At 57.6% G+C, this 24,718-nt stretch carries 26 protein-coding genes; 16 read left to right on the plus strand and 10 right to left on the minus strand.

The annotated features are described in order from the left end of the window. The first annotated feature begins 46 nt into the window (after positions 1-46). The 3 genes from der to ACR0EK_RS00390 all read left to right on the plus strand — a co-directional run bounded on the left by der (position 47) and on the right by ACR0EK_RS00390 (position 3,318). Positions 47-1,510, plus strand: a complete 1,464-nt coding sequence (der, locus tag ACR0EK_RS00380; protein ID WP_480504671.1) for a ribosome biogenesis GTPase Der — start codon at positions 47-49, stop codon at positions 1,508-1,510. A 165-nt stretch (positions 1,511-1,675) separates the two neighbouring features. Next, a complete protein-coding gene (locus ACR0EK_RS00385) occupies positions 1,676-2,659 on the plus strand; it encodes a fatty acid desaturase (protein WP_480564198.1) in 984 nt (327 codons plus the stop codon). Positions 2,660-2,751: 92 nt separating this feature from the next. Beyond that, positions 2,752-3,318 (plus strand): helix-hairpin-helix domain-containing protein, encoded by a 567-nt coding sequence (locus ACR0EK_RS00390; protein ID WP_480564201.1) that lies wholly within the window; start codon positions 2,752-2,754, stop codon positions 3,316-3,318. A 58-nt stretch (positions 3,319-3,376) separates the two neighbouring features. On the opposite strand, the gene serS is transcribed toward ACR0EK_RS00390, so the two are convergent. Then, the gene (gene serS / locus ACR0EK_RS00395; protein WP_480564205.1) at positions 3,377-4,669 is read right to left on the minus strand and encodes a serine--tRNA ligase; all 1,293 of its coding nucleotides are present in this window, start codon (positions 4,667-4,669) and stop codon (positions 3,377-3,379) included. A gap of 72 nt (positions 4,670-4,741) precedes the next feature. After that, complete coding sequence (locus ACR0EK_RS00400) at positions 4,742-6,406, minus strand: mechanosensitive ion channel family protein (RefSeq protein ID WP_480564208.1); 1,665 nt, start codon at positions 6,404-6,406, stop codon at positions 4,742-4,744. Positions 6,407-6,607: 201 nt separating this feature from the next. Between ACR0EK_RS00400 and yajC the strand changes: the two genes are divergently transcribed. The 10 genes from yajC to ACR0EK_RS00450 all read left to right on the plus strand — a co-directional run bounded on the left by yajC (position 6,608) and on the right by ACR0EK_RS00450 (position 13,608). Further along, a complete protein-coding gene (yajC, locus tag ACR0EK_RS00405; RefSeq protein ID WP_209503494.1) occupies positions 6,608-6,895 on the plus strand; it encodes a preprotein translocase subunit YajC in 288 nt (95 codons plus the stop codon). A 33-nt stretch (positions 6,896-6,928) separates the two neighbouring features. Then, positions 6,929-8,590: a protein translocase subunit SecD gene (secD, locus tag ACR0EK_RS00410; protein WP_480480332.1), complete on the plus strand. Its 1,662-nt coding sequence runs from the start codon at positions 6,929-6,931 to the stop codon at positions 8,588-8,590. A gap of 1 nt (position 8,591) precedes the next feature. Next, on the plus strand, positions 8,592-9,566 hold the full coding sequence (gene secF / locus ACR0EK_RS00415; protein WP_480480334.1) for a protein translocase subunit SecF: 975 nt from the start codon (positions 8,592-8,594) through the stop codon (positions 9,564-9,566). Further along, positions 9,559-10,311, plus strand: a complete 753-nt coding sequence (locus ACR0EK_RS00420) for a sulfite exporter TauE/SafE family protein (protein WP_480480336.1) — start codon at positions 9,559-9,561, stop codon at positions 10,309-10,311. The genes secF and ACR0EK_RS00420 overlap by 8 nt, the downstream gene beginning before the upstream one ends. Before the next feature lie 12 nt (positions 10,312-10,323). Then, positions 10,324-10,677 (plus strand): Mth938-like domain-containing protein, encoded by a 354-nt coding sequence (locus tag ACR0EK_RS00425; RefSeq protein ID WP_480480338.1) that lies wholly within the window; start codon positions 10,324-10,326, stop codon positions 10,675-10,677. Positions 10,678-10,821: 144 nt separating this feature from the next. Then, positions 10,822-11,436: a heme ABC exporter ATP-binding protein CcmA gene (ccmA, locus tag ACR0EK_RS00430; RefSeq protein ID WP_209596845.1), complete on the plus strand. Its 615-nt coding sequence runs from the start codon at positions 10,822-10,824 to the stop codon at positions 11,434-11,436. Next, a complete protein-coding gene (gene ccmB, locus ACR0EK_RS00435; RefSeq protein WP_209503504.1) occupies positions 11,433-12,089 on the plus strand; it encodes a heme exporter protein CcmB in 657 nt (218 codons plus the stop codon). Before ccmA ends, ccmB begins: the two co-directional genes overlap by 4 nt. A gap of 61 nt (positions 12,090-12,150) precedes the next feature. Then, the gene (locus ACR0EK_RS00440; protein WP_267366837.1) at positions 12,151-12,924 is read left to right on the plus strand and encodes a heme ABC transporter permease; all 774 of its coding nucleotides are present in this window, start codon (positions 12,151-12,153) and stop codon (positions 12,922-12,924) included. After that, positions 12,921-13,079, plus strand: a complete 159-nt coding sequence (gene ccmD, locus ACR0EK_RS00445; protein ID WP_480480344.1) for a heme exporter protein CcmD — start codon at positions 12,921-12,923, stop codon at positions 13,077-13,079. Before ACR0EK_RS00440 ends, ccmD begins: the two co-directional genes overlap by 4 nt. Continuing rightward, complete coding sequence (locus ACR0EK_RS00450; RefSeq protein ID WP_480480346.1) at positions 13,072-13,608, plus strand: DsbE family thiol:disulfide interchange protein; 537 nt, start codon at positions 13,072-13,074, stop codon at positions 13,606-13,608. Before ccmD ends, ACR0EK_RS00450 begins: the two co-directional genes overlap by 8 nt. 18 nt (positions 13,609-13,626) lie before the next feature. Here the strand turns inward: ACR0EK_RS00450 and ACR0EK_RS00455 are convergent, their stop codons facing one another. Together ACR0EK_RS00455 and acnA are read right to left on the minus strand one after the other, a co-directional pair. After that, positions 13,627-13,911, minus strand: a complete 285-nt coding sequence (locus ACR0EK_RS00455; RefSeq protein ID WP_480480348.1) for a putative quinol monooxygenase — start codon at positions 13,909-13,911, stop codon at positions 13,627-13,629. A gap of 126 nt (positions 13,912-14,037) precedes the next feature. Next, positions 14,038-16,728, minus strand: coding sequence for an aconitate hydratase AcnA (gene acnA, locus ACR0EK_RS00460; protein WP_480564212.1), 2,691 nt, complete (start codon positions 16,726-16,728; stop codon positions 14,038-14,040). 226 nt (positions 16,729-16,954) lie between these two features. Between acnA and ACR0EK_RS00465 the strand changes: the two genes are divergently transcribed. Continuing rightward, positions 16,955-17,656, plus strand: coding sequence for a DUF1223 domain-containing protein (locus tag ACR0EK_RS00465; RefSeq protein WP_480538141.1), 702 nt, complete (start codon positions 16,955-16,957; stop codon positions 17,654-17,656). On the opposite strand, the gene ACR0EK_RS00470 is transcribed toward ACR0EK_RS00465, so the two are convergent. The 5 genes from ACR0EK_RS00470 to purB form a co-directional block, all read right to left on the minus strand. Further along, entirely contained in the window at positions 17,657-18,580 is a 924-nt protein-coding gene (locus ACR0EK_RS00470) for a lysophospholipid acyltransferase family protein (RefSeq protein WP_480485253.1), read from the minus strand. Positions 18,581-18,700: 120 nt separating this feature from the next. Then, entirely contained in the window at positions 18,701-19,801 is a 1,101-nt protein-coding gene (locus ACR0EK_RS00475; RefSeq protein WP_480485254.1) for a flagellar motor switch protein FliG, read from the minus strand. A 69-nt stretch (positions 19,802-19,870) separates the two neighbouring features. Continuing rightward, positions 19,871-20,413 carry a tetratricopeptide repeat protein gene (locus ACR0EK_RS00480; protein ID WP_480480357.1) on the minus strand — a complete coding sequence of 181 codons (543 nt, stop codon included), beginning with the start codon at positions 20,411-20,413 and terminating at the stop codon, positions 19,871-19,873. Positions 20,414-20,515: 102 nt separating this feature from the next. Further along, positions 20,516-20,668, minus strand: a complete 153-nt coding sequence (locus ACR0EK_RS00485) for a hypothetical protein (RefSeq protein WP_480504699.1) — start codon at positions 20,666-20,668, stop codon at positions 20,516-20,518. A gap of 123 nt (positions 20,669-20,791) precedes the next feature. Then, a complete protein-coding gene (gene purB / locus ACR0EK_RS00490) occupies positions 20,792-22,096 on the minus strand; it encodes an adenylosuccinate lyase (protein WP_480564215.1) in 1,305 nt (434 codons plus the stop codon). 439 nt (positions 22,097-22,535) lie between these two features. Between purB and ACR0EK_RS00495 the strand changes: the two genes are divergently transcribed. Then, complete coding sequence (locus ACR0EK_RS00495) at positions 22,536-23,012, plus strand: hypothetical protein (protein ID WP_480564219.1); 477 nt, start codon at positions 22,536-22,538, stop codon at positions 23,010-23,012. 11 nt (positions 23,013-23,023) lie between these two features. Continuing rightward, positions 23,024-23,341 (plus strand): hypothetical protein, encoded by a 318-nt coding sequence (locus ACR0EK_RS00500; protein WP_480564222.1) that lies wholly within the window; start codon positions 23,024-23,026, stop codon positions 23,339-23,341. Positions 23,342-23,373: 32 nt separating this feature from the next. Here the strand turns inward: ACR0EK_RS00500 and ACR0EK_RS00505 are convergent, their stop codons facing one another. Next, the gene (locus ACR0EK_RS00505; protein WP_480485262.1) at positions 23,374-24,588 is read right to left on the minus strand and encodes a bifunctional alpha/beta hydrolase/OsmC family protein; all 1,215 of its coding nucleotides are present in this window, start codon (positions 24,586-24,588) and stop codon (positions 23,374-23,376) included. Positions 24,589-24,718 lie beyond the last annotated feature (130 nt).

Raw genomic sequence — 24,718 nt, forward strand, 5'->3', positions numbered from 1 at the left:
CAAGATGCGTTAAAGGGCGCAACTTGAGTCTTGAAAGTAGAGTATCATGTCGCTGACCCTCGCCATCGTGGGGCGCCCGAATGTGGGCAAATCCACATTGTTCAACCGCCTCGTGGGCAAACGTCTGGCCCTGGTCGACGACCAGCCTGGTGTGACGCGTGACTTGCGCGAGGGCGAAGGGCGTCTGGGCGATCTGCGCTTTACCGTAATCGACACGGCCGGGCTTGAAGACGCGACAGATGACAGTTTGCAGGGCCGGATGCGCCGCCTGACCGAGCGCGCCGTGGACATGGCCGATGTCTGCCTGTTCATGATCGACGCGCGGGTCGGGCTGACGCCCACGGATGAGATGTTTGCAGAAATCCTGCGCAAGCGGTCCAAGCACGTGATCCTTGCGGCCAACAAGGCTGAAGGCAGCGCAGCGGATGCCGGGGTGCTCGAGGCATACAATCTGGGTTTGGGTGAACCGGTGCGCATGTCGGGTGAACATGGCGAGGGGATGACCGACCTTTATGCTCAGCTGATGCCATTGGCGGATGCAGCCGAGGAAAAACAGGTCGAAGAAGCCCCGGAAACAGATATTGAGCTGGATGAAGACGGTGAGGGCGAAATGCCCCTGATCACCGCTGCCAAGCCGTTGCAGGTGGCCGTGGTCGGCCGTCCGAATGCGGGCAAGTCCACGCTGATCAACAAGATCATCGGCGAAGACCGCCTGTTGACGGGGCCCGAGGCCGGGATTACCCGTGACGCTATCAGCCTGCGGATCGATTGGGCCGACCCGGATGGAGAAAGCATTCCGATGCGGATCTTTGACACGGCGGGAATGCGCAAGAAAGCAAAGGTACAGGAAAAGCTTGAAAAGCTTTCGGTGTCAGACGGTCTGCGCGCGGTGAAGTTCGCCGAGGTTGTCGTCGTACTGCTGGACGCGGCCATTCCGTTTGAACAACAGGACCTGAGAATTGCCGACTTGGCCGAACGTGAAGGCCGGGCTGTTGTTGTTGCTGTAAACAAGTGGGACGTCGAGGAAAACAAGCAGGAAAAGCTGCGGGAGCTGAAAGAAGCCTTTGATCGCTTGCTGCCGCAGCTGCGCGGTGCCCCTCTGGTTACCGTCTCGGCGAAAACGGGCCGCGGGCTTGAGAGATTGCGCGCCGCCATCCTGCGCGCCCATGATGTCTGGAACCGCCGTGTGCCAACCGCGGCGTTGAACCGGTGGCTGACTGCCATGCTGGAACAACACCCGCCGCCGGCCCCGCAGGGCCGCCGCATCAAGCTGCGCTATATGACCCAGGCGAAAACGCGGCCGCCGGGTTTTGTTGTGATGTGTTCTCATCCCGATAAGATGCCCGAAAGCTATACCCGCTATCTGGTCAACGGGTTGCGTCAGGACTTTGACATGCCTGGCACCCCAATCCGTCTGACGCTGCGCGGGCAGGGCGACAAGAACCCGTATAAGGGGCGGCGCAAGAAAAATGCGGGCGCATTGGCCAAGCATCTCAAGGGCCGCGCGTAACTGCGCCAATTTTCAGCATCTTACCTCACGGGGGCGTGACAGTTTCTGTTCTCCGCGCTAGCATTCATGCGTGTGCATTTGTTTGGGCACGCACTGCTTGCACGCGGACTAGCCGCACCTAGATTTGAACAGAAAACTGAACGGCCATCGTAAGGAGACGGCTGGATGGATTTGAGGGAATATACAAGACATTACGCGGTGCAGGACAACAGATTGGCCGCGGCAAGTTATTTTGGCACATTTGCGGTGTATTTCGCGTCGCTGACCGTTGCGATCACCTTTGTTGATCGATGGTACATCATGATACCCGCCGGGATCGTGTTCGCCTTTGCCGCAGTACGGCTTTATGTGCTGCAACATGATTGCGGGCATCACTCTCTGTTTGAAACACGGATTCAAAACGAATGGGCAGGGCATGGCCTGTCTCCCTTCACTTTCGCCCCGTTCGAGGTGATGAAGCAGAACCACAATCTGCACCATGCGGGCATCGGAAATCTTGAGCACCGCGAGACAGGTGAAATTCACACGATGACCCTGCGAGAGTGGAATGCAGCTGATTGGAAAACACGTTTGTTTTACCGGCTGTATCGCAATCCGTTCATCCTGGTTCCGGCCGGCGCGTTGTTCACCTATTTCATCCGATACCGCTGGCCCAAGAATACGGCGCGTTTTGGCGCCAAAGGTGTGGTGTTGCACAACCTGTCGATCGTTGTTTTTCTTGGATTGTTGTATCTGATCGCGGGTATGACGGGCATTTGGGTCTGGCTGGTGTTTTCCTTTTTGGGTGGAATGCTGGGCGTCTTCCTTGTTTATCTTCAGCACAACTTCGAAGATACCTATTGGGATCGCCGCCCCGATCTGAACCCTCAGACAGCAGCGCTTGAGGGGTCATCCGCACTGGATTTCGGATGGTGGTTCGATATGGCTGTGGCCTGCATCACGTTGCACGACATCCACCATTTCAACGCGCGTATCCCATCATATCGCCTGCGTGCCTGCCACTATAACCTGCCGCCGGAATATACCCCCCGCCGGATCAAATTTCCCGAGGCCGTGGCAGCATTGAACCTGAAGCTATGGGACGAAAATGCCAAGCGCCTCGTACCCTTTCCGAGAGACAACCGAGCCGCTGGTCTTGCCCATAACTAAGCTGGCAGAACAGGGGCGAGCACCACACAGCTTGCGGATTCGTGTATCTTTTGTATATACGAACCGGTAACGAGACAGAGAGAGGACCTATAATGACCGCTGTGACCGACATAAAAGGTGTAGGAGAGGCACTTGGCCAGGCCCTTGTTGCCAATGGCTTCAAGACGGCCGAGGCGATAGCCAAGGCCACTCCTGCTGATTTGGTCAAGGTCCCTCGGATCGGTGAGGCGCGCGCGCTGGTTTTGATTGCATCTGCCAAAGATGCCGTTGCTGCAAAACCGCCTGCTGCGAAACCGGCAACACGCCGAACTGCGGCCCGGACGCCCGCGACGCGCAGACCGACCGCACGCAAAGCCGCACCCCGCAAAACAATCGCCGCAGCCGCAGCCGAGAAACGGGTCGAGGAAGCCGCACGCAAGGCGGCAGAAGAAAAAGCAGCCGCCGAAAAAGCCGAGGCTGCTGAAAAGAAAAAGGCCAAAGCCAAGGCTAAGGCCGAAAAAGCCGCGAAGAAGCGCAAAGAGATGGAAGCCGCCTTTTCCAAGGCCAAAGACAAGGTGAAAGCCAAGTCCAAAAAGGACAAAAAGTCAAAAAAGGACGGAAAAAAGAAAGACGGCAAGAAAGGCGGAAAGAAGAAGGACAAGAAAAAAGCGAAGAAGTAAAACCTCTTCGCCTTCAGTTGATGTCCTAACCGGTGCCTGACGGTGCCGGTTTTGTGTGTCAGGCCAAAGTACCGTCCAGTTGCAGGGTCAGCTTGCCGCCCAGATAGGGGCCAAGTACCTCGGGCAGCGAAACAGTGCCGTCTTCATTCTGCCCATTCTCCAGAACTGCGATCAGACAACGCCCGACAGCCAGACCGGAACCGTTCAGAGTATGAACAAATTCGGGTTTGCCACCACTTTCAGGCCGGAAACGGGCATTCATCCGACGCGCCTGAAACGCACCTGTGGTCGAGACCGAGCTGATCTCGCGATAGGTGTCCTGTCCGGGCAGCCACGCTTCGATGTCATAGGTGCGGCGCGCGCCAAAGCCCATATCACCGGTGCACAAAACAACAGTGCGATAGGGGATACCCAGCTGTTCCAGCAGATCCTCGGCGCAGCGCAACATGCGCTTTTGTTCGTCATCTGACGCGTCGGGATGGGTGATCGAGACCATCTCGACCTTTTCGAACTGGTGCTGGCGCAGCATTCCTGCAGTGTCCTTGCCCGCGCTTCCTGCCTCGGACCTGAAACAGACGGTATGGGCGGTCATACGGATGGGCAGGGCAGACTCTTCAAGAATGTCACCGGCCACTGAATAGGTCAGCGTGACCTCGGAGGTCGGGATCAGCCACCAGCCATTTGTCGTCTGATAGCTGTCGTCACCGAATTTAGGCAGTTTATCAGTGCCATACATCGCCTCATCCCGAACCAGAACCGGTGTCTGCATTTCTGTCAGCCCGTTCTTGTCGATATGTGTGTCCAACATGAACTGGGCCAGCGCACGGTGGAGCCGGGCAACCCCCTTGGACAGGTTCACAAACCGGCTGCCGCTGGTTTTGGCGGCGGTTTCGAAATCCATTGCGGCTGCGACGGCGGGAATGTCGTAGTGCTCTTTCGGTGCAAAGCTGAAATCGCGCGGGGTGCCCCAGCGGTTGACTTCGACATTGTCGTTTTCGTCCGCGCCTTGCGGCACGTCATCGGCGGGCAGGTTGGCGATGCGGGCTAGTTGATCGGTTAGCAAGGCATCCAGATCCTTGGCCTCGGTCTGCATCCAGGCGACTTCGGCCTTTTTCTCGGCGACCAGCGCGCGCAGGCGTTCGAATTCAGCCCCGTCGCCGCGCCCTTTGGCTGCACCGACTTCCTTGCTGGCCTTGTTTTGTTCGGCCTGTGCGGTTTCGGCAGCCAGAATCTTGGAACGCCGGCTTTCGTCCAGCCTCAGCAGATCTGACGACACCGGCGCGTCCCCACGGCGCGCTAGGGCGGCGTCGAAAGCGGCAGGGTTTTCGCGAATGGCGCGGATGTCGTGCATGTCTCAGATCCTTGAATGCGTGAATCACTGAACCCGCTTATGCACCATCTGCGGGGCAGGGTGTAGCACCGGTTACGACTTATCAGCGTCTTCGTGGGTTTCATGCGTCAGGTGGCCATCCCATGCCCCGGCCGGTATTTTTGGCTCGGGCGGGTCAGCCACATAAGAAGGCGTCATGATCTGCACATTGTTCTCGTTAAATACAGCGACAATGTTTCGATGCAGGTCCGAGCGGATTTTGGGGATGATGCTGCCACGGGTGGTGTAGCCGTTGATCTGATAATTGATCGCGTAATCGGCCAACGCGGTCCACAACACAAAAGGTTCGGGATTGACCTTGATACCTTTGGTGCGGTTGGCGGCCTCGATCAGCATCGCCTCTACCTTCTCAGGGGGTTCTTCGTAGCCGATGCCGACTGTCGTGTGCAGTAATAGTCCGTCACCATTGGTTTTCTTTGAAAAGTTAACGACATCTGAGTTCATCAATTGTGCATTGGGGATCGAGATCAGCTCGTTCTTGATCGACTTCAGGTGGGTCTCCATCAGTTTAATCTGAACCACATCGCCGATGTGGTCCCCGATCTGGATACGGTCACCGATCGAGGTAGACCTGCGGTAAATCACAAACAGCCCGGCCAGCATGTTGGACACGACTGAATTCGCGCCTAAAGACAGCATGGCGCCAACCAGAATGGTCAACCCCTGGAACGCGGCAGAATCTGAGCCCGGAATATAGGGAACCGCAAACACCAGCGCGATCAAAATAACGACGACACGGGCGATGTTGAACGTCGGGTTGACCCAGTGTTTCTCGAAATCACCCATTTCGAACGAACCGGCTTCGACCGCATCAAAGAACACGCGCAGCCCTTTGATGATGTACAACGTCACCCATGTGATCAGGCCCAGCATGATCAGATTGGGGATATAGCTGAGGATGCCCCGGAAGATAAGCAGCACGGGCTCTGTCAGATAGGTCAGCAGAAGCTGTGCGAAATATCTGGTTTCCGCAAAAGCCAAAAGAACAAAGGACAGGTAATAGTAGAAACCGAGAAAGAAGATGATCAGCAGCACGAAGTTCAGACCATAGCGGATAAGGGCCGCGATTGCTTCGGCCTGAACACTTTTGGCTGTCGCCGTTTCGACATCCTTTAAATAGCGCTTTACCAGCTTCAATGTGCGACGCCTGATCCGACGGTGCAGCCACAGGATAGTGACAACAAACAGGGCAAATCCCAACGTCCAGGCAGCCGCTTCGATAGCACCGGAAACGCGCGCCTGATCGGTTCGGTTGGCTCGGTACGCCTCAATGGATTGTTTGATCGCATTGCCATGCAAAACGCTCAGAACACTTAGTTCCATCTGATCCAGTTCAGCGTCAGCTTTAGTAACGATCGAGATTCTTTGACCATCGGCCAGAATCCAGGTGCCAAACTCGGTCTCTTCATAGGTGATCTCGACCAAAGGTGCTTCCGACGCTTCCGCAACCGCAATGATCTTGTCCTGTACGCCCTCGGCGCGCTCCGGAGCAGGCAGGGCGCTTGATCCGCGCACCTGAAACAGAATGTCCCCGTCTACTATGACCGGGGCCATGAACGTGTCCGATCCCGCAGTCTCGGTCAGGGGGGATTCCGCGGGTGCTTCCTGCGACATGGCCGCATCGGACAGCCACACGGTCACCGACAGGGCAGTCAGTAAATAAAGCAACGAAAGGAAAGGCTTGAGCGGCCGTGTCATGTGTCCCCCTTCGGACAAACTATACCCGGTTTCGGTTATGTTCCTAGGGCATATCTGCAACGCTTTGCCCGTGGTTGCCGGGACATGCCAGTATTCAGGTGGGGTACATGACCGCCTTTGCTTGCAAACCGACATTTCAAAGCATAGGTTCCGCCCAAATTTGCGGAACTGTGCCGCAAGACTAGAACAAAGGAATGTCCTATGGATGGTGGCGCAATCGCCCAGTTTCTCCCGCTGATCCTGATCTTCGCGATCATGTATTTCCTGCTGATCCGTCCGCAGCAAAAGAAGATGAAGGAACATCAGGCCATGGTTGATGCCGTGCGTCGGGGTGATCAGGTGATCACGCAAGGCGGCGTGATCGGCAAGGTATCGAAGGTCAAGGAAGGCGATAACGAGATCGAGGTCGAAATCGCCGAGGGCGTCAAGATTCGCGTGGTCAAATCGACCATCGCCCAGGTTCTTAACAAGACCGAGCCGGCGAAGTAACTTCGCGCGACAATTCCTTGAAAAGGCAGGGTAATGCTGCAATTTGATACCTGGAAGCGGGTTCTGATCTGGCTGGTCTGCGTGACCGGTCTGCTCATGGCCCTGCCAAACGCGTTTTACACGCGGGTCGAGCAATCCAACGACGCCAAGGCTGCGATCGAGCTGGGCAATGACACGCCGCAGATACAGGCTGAAGCCGCGCAATGGCCGAACTGGCTGCCGTCATCCCTGGTCAATCTTGGCCTCGACCTGCGCGGCGGTGCGCATCTGCTGGCTGAAGTTCAGGTGCAGGACGTCTACGAATCCCGGATGGAGGCGATGTGGCCGGAAATCCGCGACGCGCTGCGCGATGAACGTGCCACGGTGGGAACCATCCGCCGTCAGGACTCGGCCGCGGATGAGATTCGCGTGCGCATCAGCCAGCCCGAAGGAATGCCACAGGCGTTGGAGGTTGTTCGCGGTCTGGCCCGGCAGGTGCAGACACTGACAGGTGTAGGTGCCACAGATATCGAAGCCCGTGCGGATGGCGACACGATTGTTGTTCAACTGTCCGAGGCAGAAAAACTGGCCTCGGATGATCGCACGGTGCGTCAGGCGCTGGAAATCATCCGCCGCCGGATCGACGAAGTCGGTACGCGAGAGCCCACAATCCAGCGTCAGGGGACGGATCGCATCCTGATTCAGGTGCCGGGTATCGGCAGTGCGGGCGAACTTAAGGAAATTATCGGAACAACGGCACAGTTGACGTTTAATCCGGTTGTCGGGCGCGGAACCGATCCGGATGCCGTCGCAGGCGTCGGTGAAAAAATCGTGCCGTCGATTGACGAAAACGAAGTTTATTACAACATCGAATCCGCTCCGGTCGTGACAGGAGAGGAACTGGTCGACGCCCAGCCGTCCTTCGATCAGAACGGCCGCCCTGCGGTCAACTTCCGGTTCAACACATCCGGTGCGCGCAAGTTCGGGGATTATACCCGTGACAATATCGGCGCACCCTTTGCCATCGTGCTGGATGACGAAGTGATCTCGGCCCCCGTGATCCAAAGCCATATCCCGGGCGGGTCGGGCATCATCACCGGTAACTTCACCGTTGAGGAAAGCACCAATCTGGCCGTCCTGCTGCGTGCCGGTGCTTTGCCTGCGGGGCTGGAGTTCCTGGAAGAACGCACCATCGGCCCCGAACTGGGGCAGGACAGTATCGACGCAGGTAAAGTTGCCACAATCGTGGCCTTTGTCGCGGTGCTGGTATTCATGGCGCTCAGCTATGGCCTGTTCGGTGTCTTCGCCAATATCGCGCTGATCATCAACGTGGGCCTGTTGTTCGGCTTGCTGTCCCTGATCGGCGCAACACTGACACTGCCGGGGATTGCGGGGATCGTTCTGACGGTCGGTATGGCAGTGGATGCCAACGTGCTGATCTTTGAGCGCATCCGCGAAGAACTGAAATCCGCCAGAGGTCCGGCTCGCGCCATCGATCTGGGCTATGAAAAGGCGTTGTCGGCCATTCTGGACGCCAACATAACCACTTTCATCACCGCCGTTATCCTGTTTGCCATGGGCAGCGGCCCTGTGCGCGGGTTCGCGATCACTCTGGGCCTGGGTATCCTGACATCCGTCTTCACCGCGATCTTCGTGACGCGCCTGATGGTTGTCATGTGGTTCGAACGCCGCCGACCGAAAACGATCGAGGTTTGACATGAGACTGAAACTCGTACCGCAGAACACCTCGTTCGACTTCTTCAATCGTTGGAAAATCTGGCTTGGAATCTCCGGCCTGATGATGGTGATTGCGTTCACCTCATTTCTGCTGCAGGGGCTGAACTTCGGCATCGATTTCCGCGGTGGAACCACGATCCGGACCCAAAGCAATCATGCAATCGACGTGGGTGTATACCGCGATGCTTTGTCTCCGCTGCAACTGGGTGACGTCACCATCACCGAGATTTTTGATCCAAGCTTCGGTCCCGATGAAAATGTCGCGATGATCCGTATTCAGGCTCAGGAAGACGCCGAAGCGGTCACCGCAGATGTGATCACCCAGGTCGGCGAAGCGCTGGCTGCCGCAGACCCCGGACTAAAACTGCCCTTTGAAAGCGTCGAATCCGTTGGCCCAAAAGTGTCGGGCGAGCTGATCCAGACTGCTGTTATCGCGGTTGTCTTGGCCATCGGCGCCGTTCTTGTCTACATTTGGCTGCGCTTTGAATGGCAGTTTGCACTGGGGGCAGTTGCCGCATTGGTGCACGATGTGATCCTGACCATCGGCATCTTCTCGGAACTGCAAATCCGCTTCGATCTGGCGATCATCGCGGCGCTGCTGACCATCGTCGGCTATTCGCTGAACGACACGGTTGTCGTCTTCGACCGGGTGCGCGAGAATCTGCGGAAATACAAAAAGAAGGACCTGAAAGAGGTTCTGAACGTATCGATCAACGAAACCCTGAGCCGAACGGTGATGACCTCGGTCACAACTTTACTGGCGCTGATCTCGCTTTATCTGCTGGGTGGGGACGTCATCCGCGGATTTGTCTTCGCGATGATCTGGGGTGTCGTTGTCGGGACCTATTCGTCGGTCTTCGTGGCCTCAACCATCCTGCTGTGGCTGGGGGTCAAGCGCGACTGGTCCAAACCGTCGAATACGGCGGGCAACCAGTTTGCCAATATTGATGCCTGAGGCTCTACAACAGGCCTTGGCCCTGCCGGGCCTCACTTGGCTGATCCTTACCATCGGAGCCGCGGGACTTGTCCGCGGCTTCACAGGTTTTGGCACCGCGATGATCTTTGTGCCGGTGGCGACCCAGTTCCTGCCTATTGCAGAAGTGGTCTTTCTGATGGCCGCCACCGGTATTGCATCAACCTTTGCCTTGGCTCCGCAGGCGTGGCGGGATTGTGACAAGGTCGAAATCAGCACTCTGGGCTTTGCCGCAACGATAACCGTGCCGCTGGGGCTGTGGATCATGGTGCAGGTGGACTCGGTTGCGCTGCGCTGGGTTGTTTGCGGCATTACCGGTCTGACCCTGCTGGCCGTGGTTACTGGCTGGCGGTGGGAGGGTAAACTGGGACTGCCCGGACGTCTCGCCATCGGCGGTAGCGCAGGCGTTGTCGGCGGCATGACCGGGCTGACCGGCCCGGTTGTCATCGTGTTCTATCTGGCCAGTTCCACAGATGTGCGCAAGATTCGTGCCAACACCATCATTTTTCTGGCATTGCTCGACGTTGTCATCGTTTTCAACATCCTCATCAGCGGTGCCGCAGATTTGTCGATCCTATGGATTGTCCTGCTGCTGTGCGTGCCTTATCTGATCACTACGCTTATCGGCAAGGCATTGTTCGACCCGAAACTGGAACGGATCTACCGCCTCGCGGCCTATTCGGTCATCCTGATTGCGGTCATTTCCGGACTGCCGCTTCTGGATTGAAGAAGGGACATCATGCGTCTGAATCAGATTACTTTTACAGATGCCAAACCCATAGACGGTTATGGCCCCGGTTTTTTTCGAATTGGTGGCGATGTCTTCCACGGCGCTGTCCTGACAGGCCCGGCAGGCCCGGCAGAGTGGGGCGGCTATGACGACCGACACCCCCTTCTGGACCTGGCGGGCAGAATCGACGTCCTGCTTATCGGCACGGGCGCAGACATGGCCCACATCCCCCAATCGCTACGGGTTGAGCTGGAAAATGTCGGACTTGGTGTTGAAATCATGAACTCCCCCGCCGCCTGCCGCACCTACAATGTGCTGCTCGCCGAAGGTCGCCGCATCGCACTTGCCCTGATCCCTGTCTGACGGGATTCTCTTCATCTGGCCAAAAATATCCCGGGGAGTGTGAGGGGCTGGCCCCTCACTCCGACATGTGTCAGCTGTGGTGCGCTGGCATCCTGCGGCAAATCTCGCCTTTTGCCCCTGCGGACAATCCGCTAAGCGGGTCTCATGACTTTGACTGTAACAGATCTGTCGATCACACGTGGCGGTGTTCCCGTCCTAGAGGGCCTCAGCTTTCAGCTGTCGCCGGGCAAGGCTCTGATCCTGCGGGGCCCAAACGGTATCGGCAAAACGACGCTTCTGCGCACGTTGGCTGGCTTGCAACCTCCGCTGGAAGGCAAGATCGAAGGGGCCGAGGACCAGATCGCTTACGCGTCCCATTCGGACGGGCTCAAACCGACATTGTCAGTGACTGAAAACCTGACATTCTGGGCAGCGGTCTTTGGCACATATGACATCCAGCCAGCGCTGGACGCTTTTGAATTGAACGAACTCGCCGACCGTCACGCCGGCAATCTGTCGGCGGGCCAGAAACGGCGGTTGGGGTTAGCACGGATGCTGGTCACAGGGCGGCCGATCTGGATGCTGGACGAGCCGACCGTCTCGCTGGACAGAAACGCGGTGCAAATGTTTGCCGACGCTGTGCGGACACATCTGGGTCAGGGCGGTTCAGCCCTAATCGCGACCCATATCGACCTTGGCCTGGATGGCGAGGTTCTGGACGTCGGTCCGAACAAGGCCAAACCCAAACCCATCGACGATTTCGACGGAGGTTTCCTGTGATCGCCCTGTTGCTGCGCGACCTGAAACTGGCCTTCCGCGCGGGCGGCGGGTTCGGGCTGGGTTTGGCCTTTTTTCTGATCGTGACCGTGATGGTGCCGTTTGCAGTGGGGCCGCAATCCTCGCTGCTGTCTACGATTGCGCCCGGAGTGCTCTGGCTGGGGGCCTTGCTGGCCTGCCTTCTGTCGCTTGACCGCCTGCTGGCACTGGACTGGGAAGACGGCTCGCTCGACCTGCTGGCTACAGCACCGCTGCCGCTTGAAGCGGTTGTCACGGTCAAGGCGCTGGCCCATTGGCTGACCACCGGCTTACCGCTGGTTCTGGCCGCGCCGTTTCTGGGTGTTTTGCTGAACCTGCCGATGCCGGGGTTTTTCTGGCTGGTGATCTCGCTCCTGATCGGTACCCCAGCCATGAGCGTCATCGGGACATTTGGTGCTGCGCTGACCGTTGGTCTGAAACGTGGCGGGCTATTGCTGTCGCTTCTGGTGTTGCCACTTTACGTCCCCACCCTGATATTCGGGGCCGAGGTTGCCCGGCGTGGTGCAACAGGGATGGAGGTACAGACGCCACTGCTGATGCTGGCCGGGATCACAGCGGCGACCATCGCATTGTTGCCCTTTGCCAGCGCTGCCGTGCTACGTATCAATCTGCGGTGAACCGCGACAAGTTTGATGGATGTCAATTGAGAACCACCCCAACTCGGACTAGATAGGGCCCATGTCAATCGCAGCCAAAGCCAACGCCCTCTGGGAATATGCCAACCCGCGCAAGTTTCTTGAAACCAGCGAACGGGTCCTGCCGTTTTTCTGGATCGTCTCGATCCTCTGCATCGTTGTCGGTCTGACCTGGGGCTTTTTCTTTACACCGGACGACTACAAGCAGGGGTCGACGGTCAAGATCATCTATCTGCATGTTCCGGCGGCTCTGATGGCGATCAATTGCTGGCTGATGATGCTGGCCACCTCATTGGTCTGGCTGGTGCGTCGCCACCATGTCAGCGCGCTTGCGGCACGGGCTGCTGCACCGATCGGGATTGTAATGACCCTGATTGCGCTGCTGACGGGGGCCATCTGGGGACAGCCCATGTGGGGCACATGGTGGGCCTGGGATCCGCGCCTGACATCGTTTCTGATCCTGTTTCTGTTCTACCTTGGCTATGTCGCCTTGTGGGAAGCTATTGAGGACCCTGATACCGCAGCCGATCTGACCTCGGTTCTGTGTCTTGTTGGGTCGGTCTTTGCGATCCTCAGCCGGTATGCGGTGAATTTCTGGAATCAGGGCCTGCATCAGGGCGCATCGGTCATGCGGGCCGGGGCCGTTACCGGGGCGGATACGGAAGAGAAAGTCAGCAATGTCTTTTTCTACCCTCTGCTGGCCTGCATCATCGGATTTGTTCTGCTGTTCATCGCCTTGGTGTTGTACCGCACCGGAACGGAAATACGCGCCCGTCGTATCAAGGCGTTACAGGCACGGGAAAGGGTGGGCGGATGATCCCCGATCTTGGAAAATATGCAGACGCTGTTTTGTCGTCTTATGCCGTTTCCATTGCCCTTATCGTGGTACTGGTTGCGTTCAGCGTGATGCGCGGGCGCAAGGTGCGTGCTGAAATGGAAAAGGTCGAACAGAGGATGTCGCGCAATGGCTAAAATCTCGCCCCTGATGATTGCGCCACCTCTGATATTTGGCGCATTCGCGGTTCTCGCAGGCATCGGCATGTTTCGCGAAGATCCCAACGCTTTGCCCTCGGCCCGTGAAGGCCAACCGGCGCCGCCCGTGGTTCTAACCGAGTTTCCGGGAAAGACCCTTTTCGACGACGAAACGCTGCGGGACGGAGAGGTCAAGCTGGTCAACTATTGGGCCAGCTGGTGCGCCCCATGCCGCGTCGAGCACCCCAATCTCGAAGCGCTGGCAGCTGAAGGCATCCCTGTTTATGGCATCAACTACAAAGACAAGCTGAGCAGTGCCGAGGCTTTTCTGGCTGATCTTGGCGATCCTTACGTCGCCATGGGCCGCGACGAACAGGGCCGCATGGCAATTGATTGGGGTTTGTACGGTGTTCCCGAGACCTACGTGATCGACGGTGATGGAACGATCATTCTGCGCTTTGCAGGCCCGATCACGCAACGTGTCATCGAAAGCACCATCCGGCCTGCGCTTGAGAAAGCGGCTGAGTAGGGCCTTTCAACCTCTGGTTCAGGCGAGCTGGTAGGTTTGGAAATCCTGCTCGACCTCAAGAAACTCGTTGATTCGCAGAAAATCGCCTTTGTCGGCACGCCAGTTCAGGTAGGCTTCAAGCGCGTCGGGGTTTTCCCAGATGTGAACAACGACTTGTTCGTTGTTTGCGGGCGAGAGCAGAAGATAAGCGGCACGACATCCGGGGAATTTTCGGGTTTCGGCAACCAGATCCCCGATCAGTTTGGCAAGCGCCGCGAATTTCCCCGGCAGGGGCGTGGATTTGACAATGACGACTTCCTGCATACGCGCCTCCGGTTTTTGTAGCAGGGTCAAGGAATCCACTTAAAAATGCGTGAACGGGATACTGAAATACAGAAAAGGAAAGGGCGCCCCGCAGGCGCCCCTGTCATTTGTCCAGACCGGTTAGGCTTAGTTGGCCTTCGCCAGATTCCTCAGCACGTATTGAAGCACACCGCCGTTTTCGATGTATTCGATCTCAGGCGCGGTATCGATCCGGCATTTCAACTGGATGGTCGTCTCAGCCCCATCTGCGTAGGTGATGGTGCAGGGCACGTCCTGCAACGGCTCGACCGTATCCAGCCCGTGAATTGAGACGGTTTCGTCCCCTTTCAGACCCAGGGTTTTGCGGGTATCTCCACCGGTGAATTCGAACGGGATCACGCCCATGCCGACCAAATTGGACCGGTGGATTCGCTCAAAGCTTTCTGCAATCACGGCTTTGACGCCCAGCAGTGCGGTGCCCTTGGCCGCCCAGTCGCGGCTTGAGCCTGCGCCGTATTGTTCGCCACCAAACACGACTAGCGGAGTGCCATTGGCCTGATAGGCCATCGAGGCATCGTAGATCGAAGTCTGTTCACCATCCGGACCTTTGGTGTATCCGCCTTCAACTCCGTCCAACATCTCGTTCTTGATGCGGATATTGGCGAAGGTGCCGCGCATCATGACTTCGTGATTGCCCCGTCGCGAGCCATACGAGTTGAACTCGCGCGGCTGAACCTGACGGTCGGTCAGATACTTGCCAGCCGGCGTCGTGGTAGCGAATGATCCCGCAGGTGAGATGTGGTCGGTGGTTACCATGTCGCCCAGAATGGCCAGAACCTTGGCGCCTTCGATGTTCGAGATCGTGCCCGGTTCCGCCCCCATACCCTGGAAATAGGGCGGGTTCTGGATGTAGGTCGACGTTGGCGGCCAGTCATAGGTTTCCTGTTGCGGAACCTCGACGCTTTGCCATTTCTCATCCCCCTTGAAGACATCCGCATATTTCGACTGGAACGCTTCGCGGGTTACGGTTGCTTCGACCAGTTCCGCGATTTCGCTTTGGGTTGGCCAGATGTCCTTCATGAAGACGTCGTTGCCATCCTTGTCCTGATCGATGGGCTCGGACGTCAGATCGATGTCGAGCGTACCTGCCAGCGCATAGACAACAACCAACGGCGGCGAAGCCAAGTAGTTTGCGCGGACATCCGGTGAGATACGGCCTTCGAAGTTCCGGTTGCCGGACAGAACCGACGTGGCGACCAGATCGCCCTCGGCAATGGCTTCCGAGATTTCTTTCTGGATCGGGCCCGAGTTGCCGATGCAGGTGGTGCAGCCGTACCCAACAAGGTTGAAACCGACCTTGTCCAGATCTTCTTGCAGTCCAGCGGCCTCAAGATAAGCAGATACAACCTGCGAACCGGGTGCCAGCGAGGTTTTAACCCAAGGTTTGCGGTTCAGACCCAGAGCTGCGGCTTTGCGAGCCACAAGGCCTGCACCGATCATCACGTAAGGGTTCGACGTGTTGGTACAGGAGGTGATCGAAGCAATTACAACCTTGCCCGACTCCATGGTGTAGTCTTCGCCCTTGACGGCGACTTCCTTGCCCATGGGGCGCTTGAAGGTCTCTTCCATTTCCTTGGTGAAAGCGGCCTTGGCGCCGGTCAGCGCGACGTAGTCCTGCGGGCGTTTCGGGCCTGAAATTGCAGGAACGATTGTGCCCATGTCCAGTGACAGAGTGTCAGTGTAGATCGGCGCATAGTCCGGGCCTCTCCAAAACCCGTTTTCCTTGGCATAGGCTTCGACCAGCGCGATGCGGTCTTCGTCGCGGCCGGTGTTGCGCATGTAGCGCAGGGTTTCTCCGTCGATCGGGAAGAAGCCGCATGTCGCTCCGTATTCCGGCGCCATATTGGCGATGGTTGCACGGTCAGCCAGCGGCAGGCGGTCCAGCCCTTCGCCATAGAATTCGACGAATTTGCCCACCACGCCCTTGGCACGCAGCATTTCGACAACTTTCAGAACAAGGTCTGTACCGGTGGTGCCTTCGACCATCGAGCCGGTTAACTCAAAACCGATCACCTCAGGGATCAGCATCGAGATCGGCTGACCCAGCATTGCGGCTTCGGCCTCAATCCCGCCAACGCCCCACCCCAGAACGGCCATGCCGTTGACCATGGTGGTGTGGCTGTCAGTGCCAACCAGTGTGTCGGGATAGGCAACTTCTTCGCCGTTCTGATCGGTGTCAGTCCAGACAGTCTGTGCCAGATATTCCAGGTTCACCTGATGACAGATACCGGTGCCGGGAGGCACAACGCGGAAATTGTTGAACGCGTTCTGACCCCATTTCAGGAACTGATAACGTTCCATGTTGCGCTCGTATTCGCGGTCGACGTTCATCTGGAACGCACGCGGGTTACCGAACTCGTCGATCATGACCGAGTGGTCGATAACCAGATCGACCGGGTTCAACGGGTTGATCTTCTGTGCGTCGCCGCCCAGGCCCTTGATCCCGTCGCGCATGGCGGCCAGATCGACCACCGCTGGAACACCGGTGAAGTCCTGCATCAGCACGCGGGCAGGGCGGTATGCAATCTCGCGCGGGTTCTTGCCGCCATTGGCACCCCATTCGGCAAATGCTTTGATGTCATCGACCGAGACCGAAAAGCCGCTGTCTTCAAATCGGAGCATGTTTTCCAGCACGACTTTCAACGCGGCAGGAAGGTTGGAAAAATCACCCAAACCGGCCTGCTGCGCGGCGGGGATCGAATAGTAGGAAATGGATTTGCCATTCACGTTCAGGCTGCGGCGTGTCTTAGCGGTATCCTGTCCGACTTTAATGGGCATCGGGTGGCCTCCCTTCTCAAATGACTTGGATTTCGGGCATCGCTGAATGTTATCTGCATCACCCAAGCCGCTGGTTCAAGGTTCAATGACACTGGATTTGCAATTTTGTATACCATTGCACACATTTAGGCGGAGAATTGCAAGTACCGCCCTCAAGAAACGTTGATTGGCGGTTGAAGGGCAAAACGGCTATCCCAGAGAACACCCGCTTTATCCGAGAGTTTTTATGTTCAGACCCGCTGCTTTGACCGCCCTGATATCCTGCCTGCTCGCCACCCAGTCCATGGCCGGTGAGGATCCTGTGGTGGTTGAGCTGTTCACCTCACAGGGGTGTTCGTCTTGCCCGCCGGCGGACCGGATCATGCATGAGCTGGCGAAACGCGACGATGTCATCGGGCTGGCGCTGCATGTCGACTATTGGGATTACATCGGCTGGAAGGACGAATATGCCGATCCTGATCACACGCTCCGGCAACGGGCCTATGCCCGCGAAAACGGAAAATCCATGATCTATACGCCCCAGATGATCATAAATGGTCAGCACGATATTGTCGGCGCTCAGGCTCAGGAGCTCGACCGTCTGATTGATGCGCATCTAAAGGCCGCCCCCGAGGCAGCGGTGACAGCAATCCGAGACGCTGACGAAGTGACCGTGAGTGTGACGCCTGTAGAATTGCCCGAAGGTGAGACCTATGACGTGCGTATCGTTCAGTATTCGCCTCTGCGCCATGCCTCGATCCGCCGTGGTGAACTAGCAGGGCGGGAATTGGATTATGCCAATGTTGTCGAGACCTGGCAGATTGCGGGCCGGTGGGATGGGCAAACGCCGCAGACATACTCGGCGCAGCTTGAACCAGGCTTGCCAGCCGTCGTGCTTGTGCAAAGGGCCGGTCACGGGCCTATAGTTGCCGCGTCTTGGGCCAAGTGATCAGGGCATGTCGTCCGGTTGAACGCCAAGCCCGTTCCAGCTTTTCCAACGCCGATGGATCCAGAACCACTGTCCCATATGCTGCCGCACGATCTGTTCCAGATCGTCATTGGTGAACTGAGTCATCGTCTTTGGGTCCGTGTGCGGAACGGGATCATGCAGGATGATTTCAAAGTCGATGCCATTAGGCTGGCGCACGGCATAGCACGGTATCAGTACGGCCTTGTACTTGATGGCCAGCTCTGCGTTCAGCACGGATGTCACGGCAGGCTTGCCAAAGAATGTCAGCTCTTCGCCCCCCAGCGCATGCAGGTCGGACACGATGGCAATGATTCCACCGTTCTTGAGTGACCGGACCATTTCGACCATACCACGCCGCCCCTGTTCGAACATCGGCGCGCCGGTTTTGTAAAAGGCTTCGACATAGGCGTCGTTGAAATAGGGATTGGCCATCCGCCGGTAGAGGCATCCAATCGGCTTGCCGCTGTGTTTCTGCAGGGCAACACGCGCGGCCAGATAGTGACCGAAATGCGCCGTGATCATCATCACCGGACGCCCTTCGGCAATCGCGGCGTCAAACGCAGCAATACCCGGCCCGGATATCTTGGCGTTCACCTGACGTTCGATGAAACCTTCGGGTGAAAAATGCTCCATAATTGCCCGACCGGCATTATCCGACACGTCACGATAGATCTTTGTGATCTCGGCGTCAGACAATTCAGGGCAGGTGAGCTTTAGATTCCGGCGGACACGGGTGCGAAATCCAACGACGGGTGCAAGGGTTTTCATGATTGCACCCATGGTTGCTATGCGCTTTTCATAAGGAAGCTGGCGCATAGCGCCGATGATTCCCTGCAGGAACAGATTGGCGACATAGTATTTTCCAAGCTCAAACCGGCTGAGCTCCGACTTTTCGACGGGCATGGAGGTGTCTCACCGCGTGTTGCGAAATGTTGCCTCAGACATACAACCCGGTACCCGTAACCTCAAGCACCCTGGCGAAATGGCTGCCCTAACGATCTGGCGGGTGCGCCTGTTCCTGCCTCAACCCGTGTTTTCGTCGTCTTCCTTTTCAATCAGCGTAATTGTTCCGGCGTCAGACAAGGTACGAACCGCCCCAACGATCTGGGTCATGGCATCTTCGGCCTCAGATTGCTTGACCCGCCCGCGTTCCGCGATTTCCTCGCGCAGGTTTTCTGCCATGCGGGAGGAGATATTCGACAGCAGAAACTCGACAGATGCCTTGTCATCATCCGCGGCGGCACCAGCAAGGGCCGCGACCAGAACAGGCTGATCGACTTCCCTCAATATGGCTGGAACATCACGTGGGGAAATCCGGCTGGAGATATGGGCGAAGGTAAAGATCGAGCGGCGCACCAGATCGGCAAAATCGGCGTCGTCCTCATCCAGCGCGTTCAGCAGGTCGTCGCGCGTGGCGGACGCAGACTGGTTCAGAATCGCACCCACACGCGCGCCCGGACCGTCATTGAAGGCCTGAACAGGCCGCTGATCCAGTTGAGCAGCCAGTGACCAGCCGATCCGCTCAACCGCTTCGGGTGTGACATTTGCTGTTTTCGAAATTGCGTAGGTGATCCGCCGCGCCACCGGACCCGGCATGTGGCCCAGCATCTGCGCCGCCTGTGCCGTATCCATTTTTGAAAGCATCACAGCGGCCACTTCAGTGCTTTCCGCCTGTGCCATGGCCGCAAGGTCCTGGGCTGGTATGTCGCGCAACCTTTGCCAGGGATCACCGATCTGACGAACTCCGGCAACTTTGCGCAAACGCGCGGCTGTCGCGGGTGTGATTTTTCCACTGACGGCATCCAAGGCCCCGGCAAGACCATGTGGAAAGGCCAGACCGACATTGTCCAGGGCTTCGCTGAATTCCTGCGCCACAGCACCCAGAGTCGCCCGGTCTACAAGGCCCATTTCCCCCAATTGATGTGTCAGTTTCTCTTGCAGGTCATCGGGAAGCTCCTCCAGCGGAAGATCGGCGCCGTCGTTCAACAACAGGCGCACGACAACAGCCGCCTTTTGACGGCTGGTCAAAGATCGGGGAACAAGGCGCGGGCTGTCGCCACCTCCTGCGGAAAATGGGGCCGAAGCCCCTTGAACCGTTTGAATTAATGCGTTGGTGTTCTGCATCTGCCTGTGGAGCTAAAGTTTTCAAACCACAGGCAGATTAGAGAGAGTCGGGTTAAATAACCCTGAACCTTAATAGCTGTATGTCAGGCCCGTTCGGATCGCTTCGCGCAACGATGCCTCGGCCCAGGTGCCTTCTCCGCCACGGGACTTTATTTCGCGCCATTGCTCGATCGCCAGATCGGTTCGGCCTTCGGACACAAACCCCTGCGCCATGTAGCTGCGCGCCAAAAGATTGTCTGGGTTGGCATTGATCGCGTTTTGGTAAAAGACATTTGCCAGTTCCAGCTCGCCCATCTTGCGATAGGTGAAACCCCAATAGGTCAGGACACGATCATCGTCCTGATCCATGATGCGCAGAATGTCCTGAGCGTGCCCGTATTGCCCGTCATACGCCAGTTCGCGGACCGCATCATACAGCTGATCATCTGTCAGGCTTGACTTGTCGGGTTTGACGCATTTTCCACGGGTTTCGTCATATACACGGCCGAACAGGCATTTCTTGGTTGTATTCGTCGGTTTCGGCGGGCTGCTGCTGTCACCACCTGCGGCATGGACAGCTGGCGCGAAGGCAAAGGCTTGCAAAGCAAGGGCAGAAGCTAACAAAAGGCGCATTTCTTTACTCCGTTCTCGGGGCTCTTATTGAAATCATAGTGTGATCTACAAAAAAGCTAACAGTGGAACGGTCGCTTTTATTCACGAACTGGACAAAAATTGTCAGCTGTTGACAGATTTCGCGCAGCTTTTTGTTTCAGTATCCCAGGCCGTACCGGGTGCGCAGGATTGGGTCTGTTTGGAATGCTCTTCGCAGGCAAGCCCGACCGAGGCCACAAGAACCAGTGCCAATGCGCTTAGGAGTGTTCGGATCATGATGTTTCCCTCGTATGGAAAAAGCACATGCAGGATACCGCATTTCCGTTGATCTGGCAAAAAGCAAGGGGGTGCTCTGCATATGGCAGAGCACCCCCGGCTAACAGACTGAAAAGATAATCGTTATTCGCCAAACACGCGCGCAAAGATCGTATCGACATGCTTGGTGTGATACCCGAGGTCGAATTTCTCTTCAATCTCCGCAGGGCTGAGTGCGGCAGTTACATCAGCATCCGCCAACAGTTCCTCCTTGAAGTCGGTGCGGTGTTCCCAAACCTTCAACGCGTTGCGCTGTACCATGGCATAGGCGTCCTCACGGCTGACACCTGCCTGGGTCAGGGCCAACAAAACGCGCTGGCTCATCACAAGGCCTGGGAACTTGTTCATGTTCTCGATCATGTTCTCAGGGAAGATCAGCATCTTGTCGATCACGCCTGTCAGGCGGGCCAAGGCAAAATCCAGCGTGATTGTGGCGTCCGGCCCGATCATGCGCTCGACCGATGAGTGCGAGATATCGCGTTCGTGCCAGAGCGCAACATTCTCCATCGCCGGTATTACGGCCGCGCGGACCATGCGCGCCAGACCGGTCAGGTTCTCAGTCAGCACCGGGTTTTTCTTGTGCGGCATCGCCGAGGAGCCTTTCTGGCCCATCGAGAAGAACTCAGCCCCCTCCAGTACCTCGGTCCGCTGCATGTGGCGGATTTCGATGGCGATGTTCTCGATGCTGCTGGCGATGACGCCCAGCGTTGCAAAAAAGGCCGCGTGGCGGTCGCGCGGAATGACCTGCGTGCTGATCGGCTCAGGCACCAGACCCAGCTTGTCACAGACATGTTCCTCGACTTGCGGGTCGATATTGGCAAAGGTACCAACCGCGCCGCTGATCGCTCCGGTGGCGATTTCCGCACGTGCATCGCGCATCCGGGACAGGTTGCGGTCCATCTCGGCGTAGAAGCGGGCAAAGGTCAGACCCATGGTTGTCGGTTCGGCGTGGATGCCGTGGCTGCGTCCGATACGAACCGTGTCCTTATGTTCCAACGCGCGGCGCTTGAGCGCGGCCAGAAGCCCTTCTAAATCGGCAATCAGGATGTCGGCGGCGCGGGTCAGCTGTACGTTGAAACAGGTGTCCAGCACGTCCGAGCTGGTCATGCCCTGATGCACAAAACGCGCCTCTTCACTGCCGACATGCTCTGCAAGATGGGTCAGGAAGGCGATAACGTCATGCTTGGTGACGGCCTCGATCTCGTCGATGCGGGCGACATCGAATTCCACATCCTTGGCTTTCCAGACGGCTTCGGCATTTTCACGCGGGATCACGCCCAGATTCGCCATGGCGTCGCACGCGTGCGCCTCGATCTCGTACCAGATGCGGAACTTGGTCTCGGGCGACCAGATGGCAACCATTTCGGGGCGGGAATAACGGGGAATCATAGGCGACGGCACCTTTTTTGCAGATTGGATGAGGCGTTGGCGCGGGGTTTAGCCGCGTGCGGGGTAGGGAACAAGATGCGAGAGCGTATATGAGACGGTTTGCCCTGATTCTTGCCGTTTGTTCGGGCTTTTCAGCAGCAGACGGGTTCGGAAAACTGTCCTGCAAAGGATATAGCAAGGCATTGACGGGCAGGGCTCCGCAACAAGGCAGGTTTTGGGCCTGCAACTAGGTCTCACCGGATCATGCCGCCAGTTGGGGTGGATGCCCGCCTTGCCCTTGCTGCCAAGCGATGCTGGACAAACAGCGCTTTGACAGTTCAATCTGATCGGAAGGAAAAAACCAGGTTATTGAGATATGCGATTTTTATCATGTTCTATACTTGCCCTCTGTGGTGCGTTTTGGGTCGGCGCAGCTGCACCAGCACTGGCTGACACACCCGTGACATACACCGATGAAGGCCAAGCGCTCTTTCGGTTTGATGTACCAGACTTCTGGGTCCTTCGTACCGGCGGCCCGCGCGAGATTGAGGATACCGAACTGGGCGACGCCCGTGCGGTCGCGCGGGTCATGGGGTTCCGGCCAGTGACAGACGACGCGGTGTGGATGGGTTTCGTATCACCTGCGGGGGTTGGAACAATTCAGGGCGGCGTCCGGTACTTGCAGGATATCGACAAGTTTCTGGTCAAAGACCCTACGACGACCAGCACCAGCGATACCCGTATCGGCGGAATGCCAGCCCGCGTGTTTCGGGGCACCGGACACCGGGACGGCAAGGGAGTAAGCTTTACCGCCACCGTCATTGACCTTCCGCAAGGCCGGGTTGCCATCGCAGTTGCTATTCTGCGGGACGGGGCAGACCCGAGTTATGCAGATGATCTGAACGCCGTTTTCGCGTCGTTCCGGGCACTTCAGTGAGGGAGGGGGCGATGAGCATTAGACTGATCAAACGGATGTCCCTTACGCTGGGGTTGGGGATCGCGACTTTGACGCTATCGGCCTGCGACGGTGTGACGGTTGGGGTCGGGTACGGGTATGACCCGTTTTACGACTCGATGCTGTGGAACGACTACTACCATGACGTTAATGTGGATATTGACGTTGATCGTCCCAACCGACCTGATCGACCAGTGCGCCCCGAGCGTCCGAAACCGCCTGTGGCCAAACCTCCCGCGCGCCCGCGCCCACCTGTGGCGCGTCCGCCAGTTGCCCGCCCGCCCATTCATCGACCGGGCCCGCGGCGCTAAGGAACAAAAGGCCGCCTGTCAGGCGGCCTTTCTTATGAAAGAAGCTCGGTCGTTATGTGGGCCGAGCCTTCGAGCGTCCGGTGAACCGGGCACTTGTCCGCAATCTCAAGCAAACGTTGCCTTTGCTCCTGATCCAGCGGGCCGCTCAGGCGGATTTTCCGGCGAAACTGGTCCACCTTGCCATCATTCACCAATCCGGCATCCTGTGCGTGAACCTTGTCATGACACACATCGACGCTGACATTTGTCAGGGGCCAGCCTTTGCGCCGGGCGTACATGCGTATTGTCATCGATGTGCAGGCCCCCAAACCGGCCGAGACAAAGCCATAAGGCGACATGCCCTTGTCCGTACCGCCGTAAGATGCGGGCTCATCCGCGACCAGATGGTGGTTTGGACCCGCCTGAATATCCTGCATGAACCCGCCCGGATCTGCTTCGGTTATGCGCACAACGCCCTCTGGCGCTCCCGGTGGCGGAGCGGGTGGGCACAGTTTCACATAGCGTGAAACCCAAGCGGCAATAACATCCGCTGCATATTCGGCGTCAGAGGCGCGCGTGATCAGATGATCGGCGTCGTCGAGAGTTACAAAGCTTTTGGGGTGTTTCGCGGCCAGAAAGATCGCGCTCGCATTGTCGATGCTGACCGTTTCGTCGCGTGGGGCATGAAGGATCAACAGGGCGGCTTTGAGGTCGGCGATTGCAGATGACAGGGCCGATTTGGCAATGTCGTCCACAAAAGCTTTACCTATGCGGAAGGGGCGACCACCCAGAGAGACCTCGGCACTGCCATCCTCTTCGATCTGAGGCAGCGCCGCCTCAAAGTGATGCGACACATGGGCGGGGTCAGCCGGTGCACCCAATGTCACGACGGCTTTTACAGTCGGAATACCAGCCCGCGCCCGCAACACCGCCGCGCCCCCAAGCGAGTGGCCGATCAGCAGGGCAGGTGCCATTTTTCGACCAGCCAGATATTGCGCGGCTGAAATCAGATCCTCGACATTCGAAGTGAAGGTCGTATTGGCAAACTCGCCTTCGGAATGGCCCAGTCCGGTGAAATCGAACCGCAGCACCGCAATGCCCATGGCAGCCAGTCGGGCAGAAATGCGCCGGGCGGCCGGGATATCCTTGGAGCAGGTAAAGCAGTGGGCGAACAGGGCCGTAGCCAGCACCGGTCCGTCCGGCAAATCCAGTCGCGCCGCCAATTGGCTGCCGTCATGTCCGGCAAAAGTGATGCGTTCCGTGGGCATGTCGGCTCCTTGAATGGTACGGGGGAACACGCCCAATACTGTGTATTTGCCCCTTGGGTCACAACCCTTAAGTCACACGCGTAACGGGAAGGTGAGAACGAATGGGTGTTTCACAGACTGCGCAAGATCC

The sequence above is a fragment of the Ruegeria sp. AE4 genome (assembly GCF_056542185.1).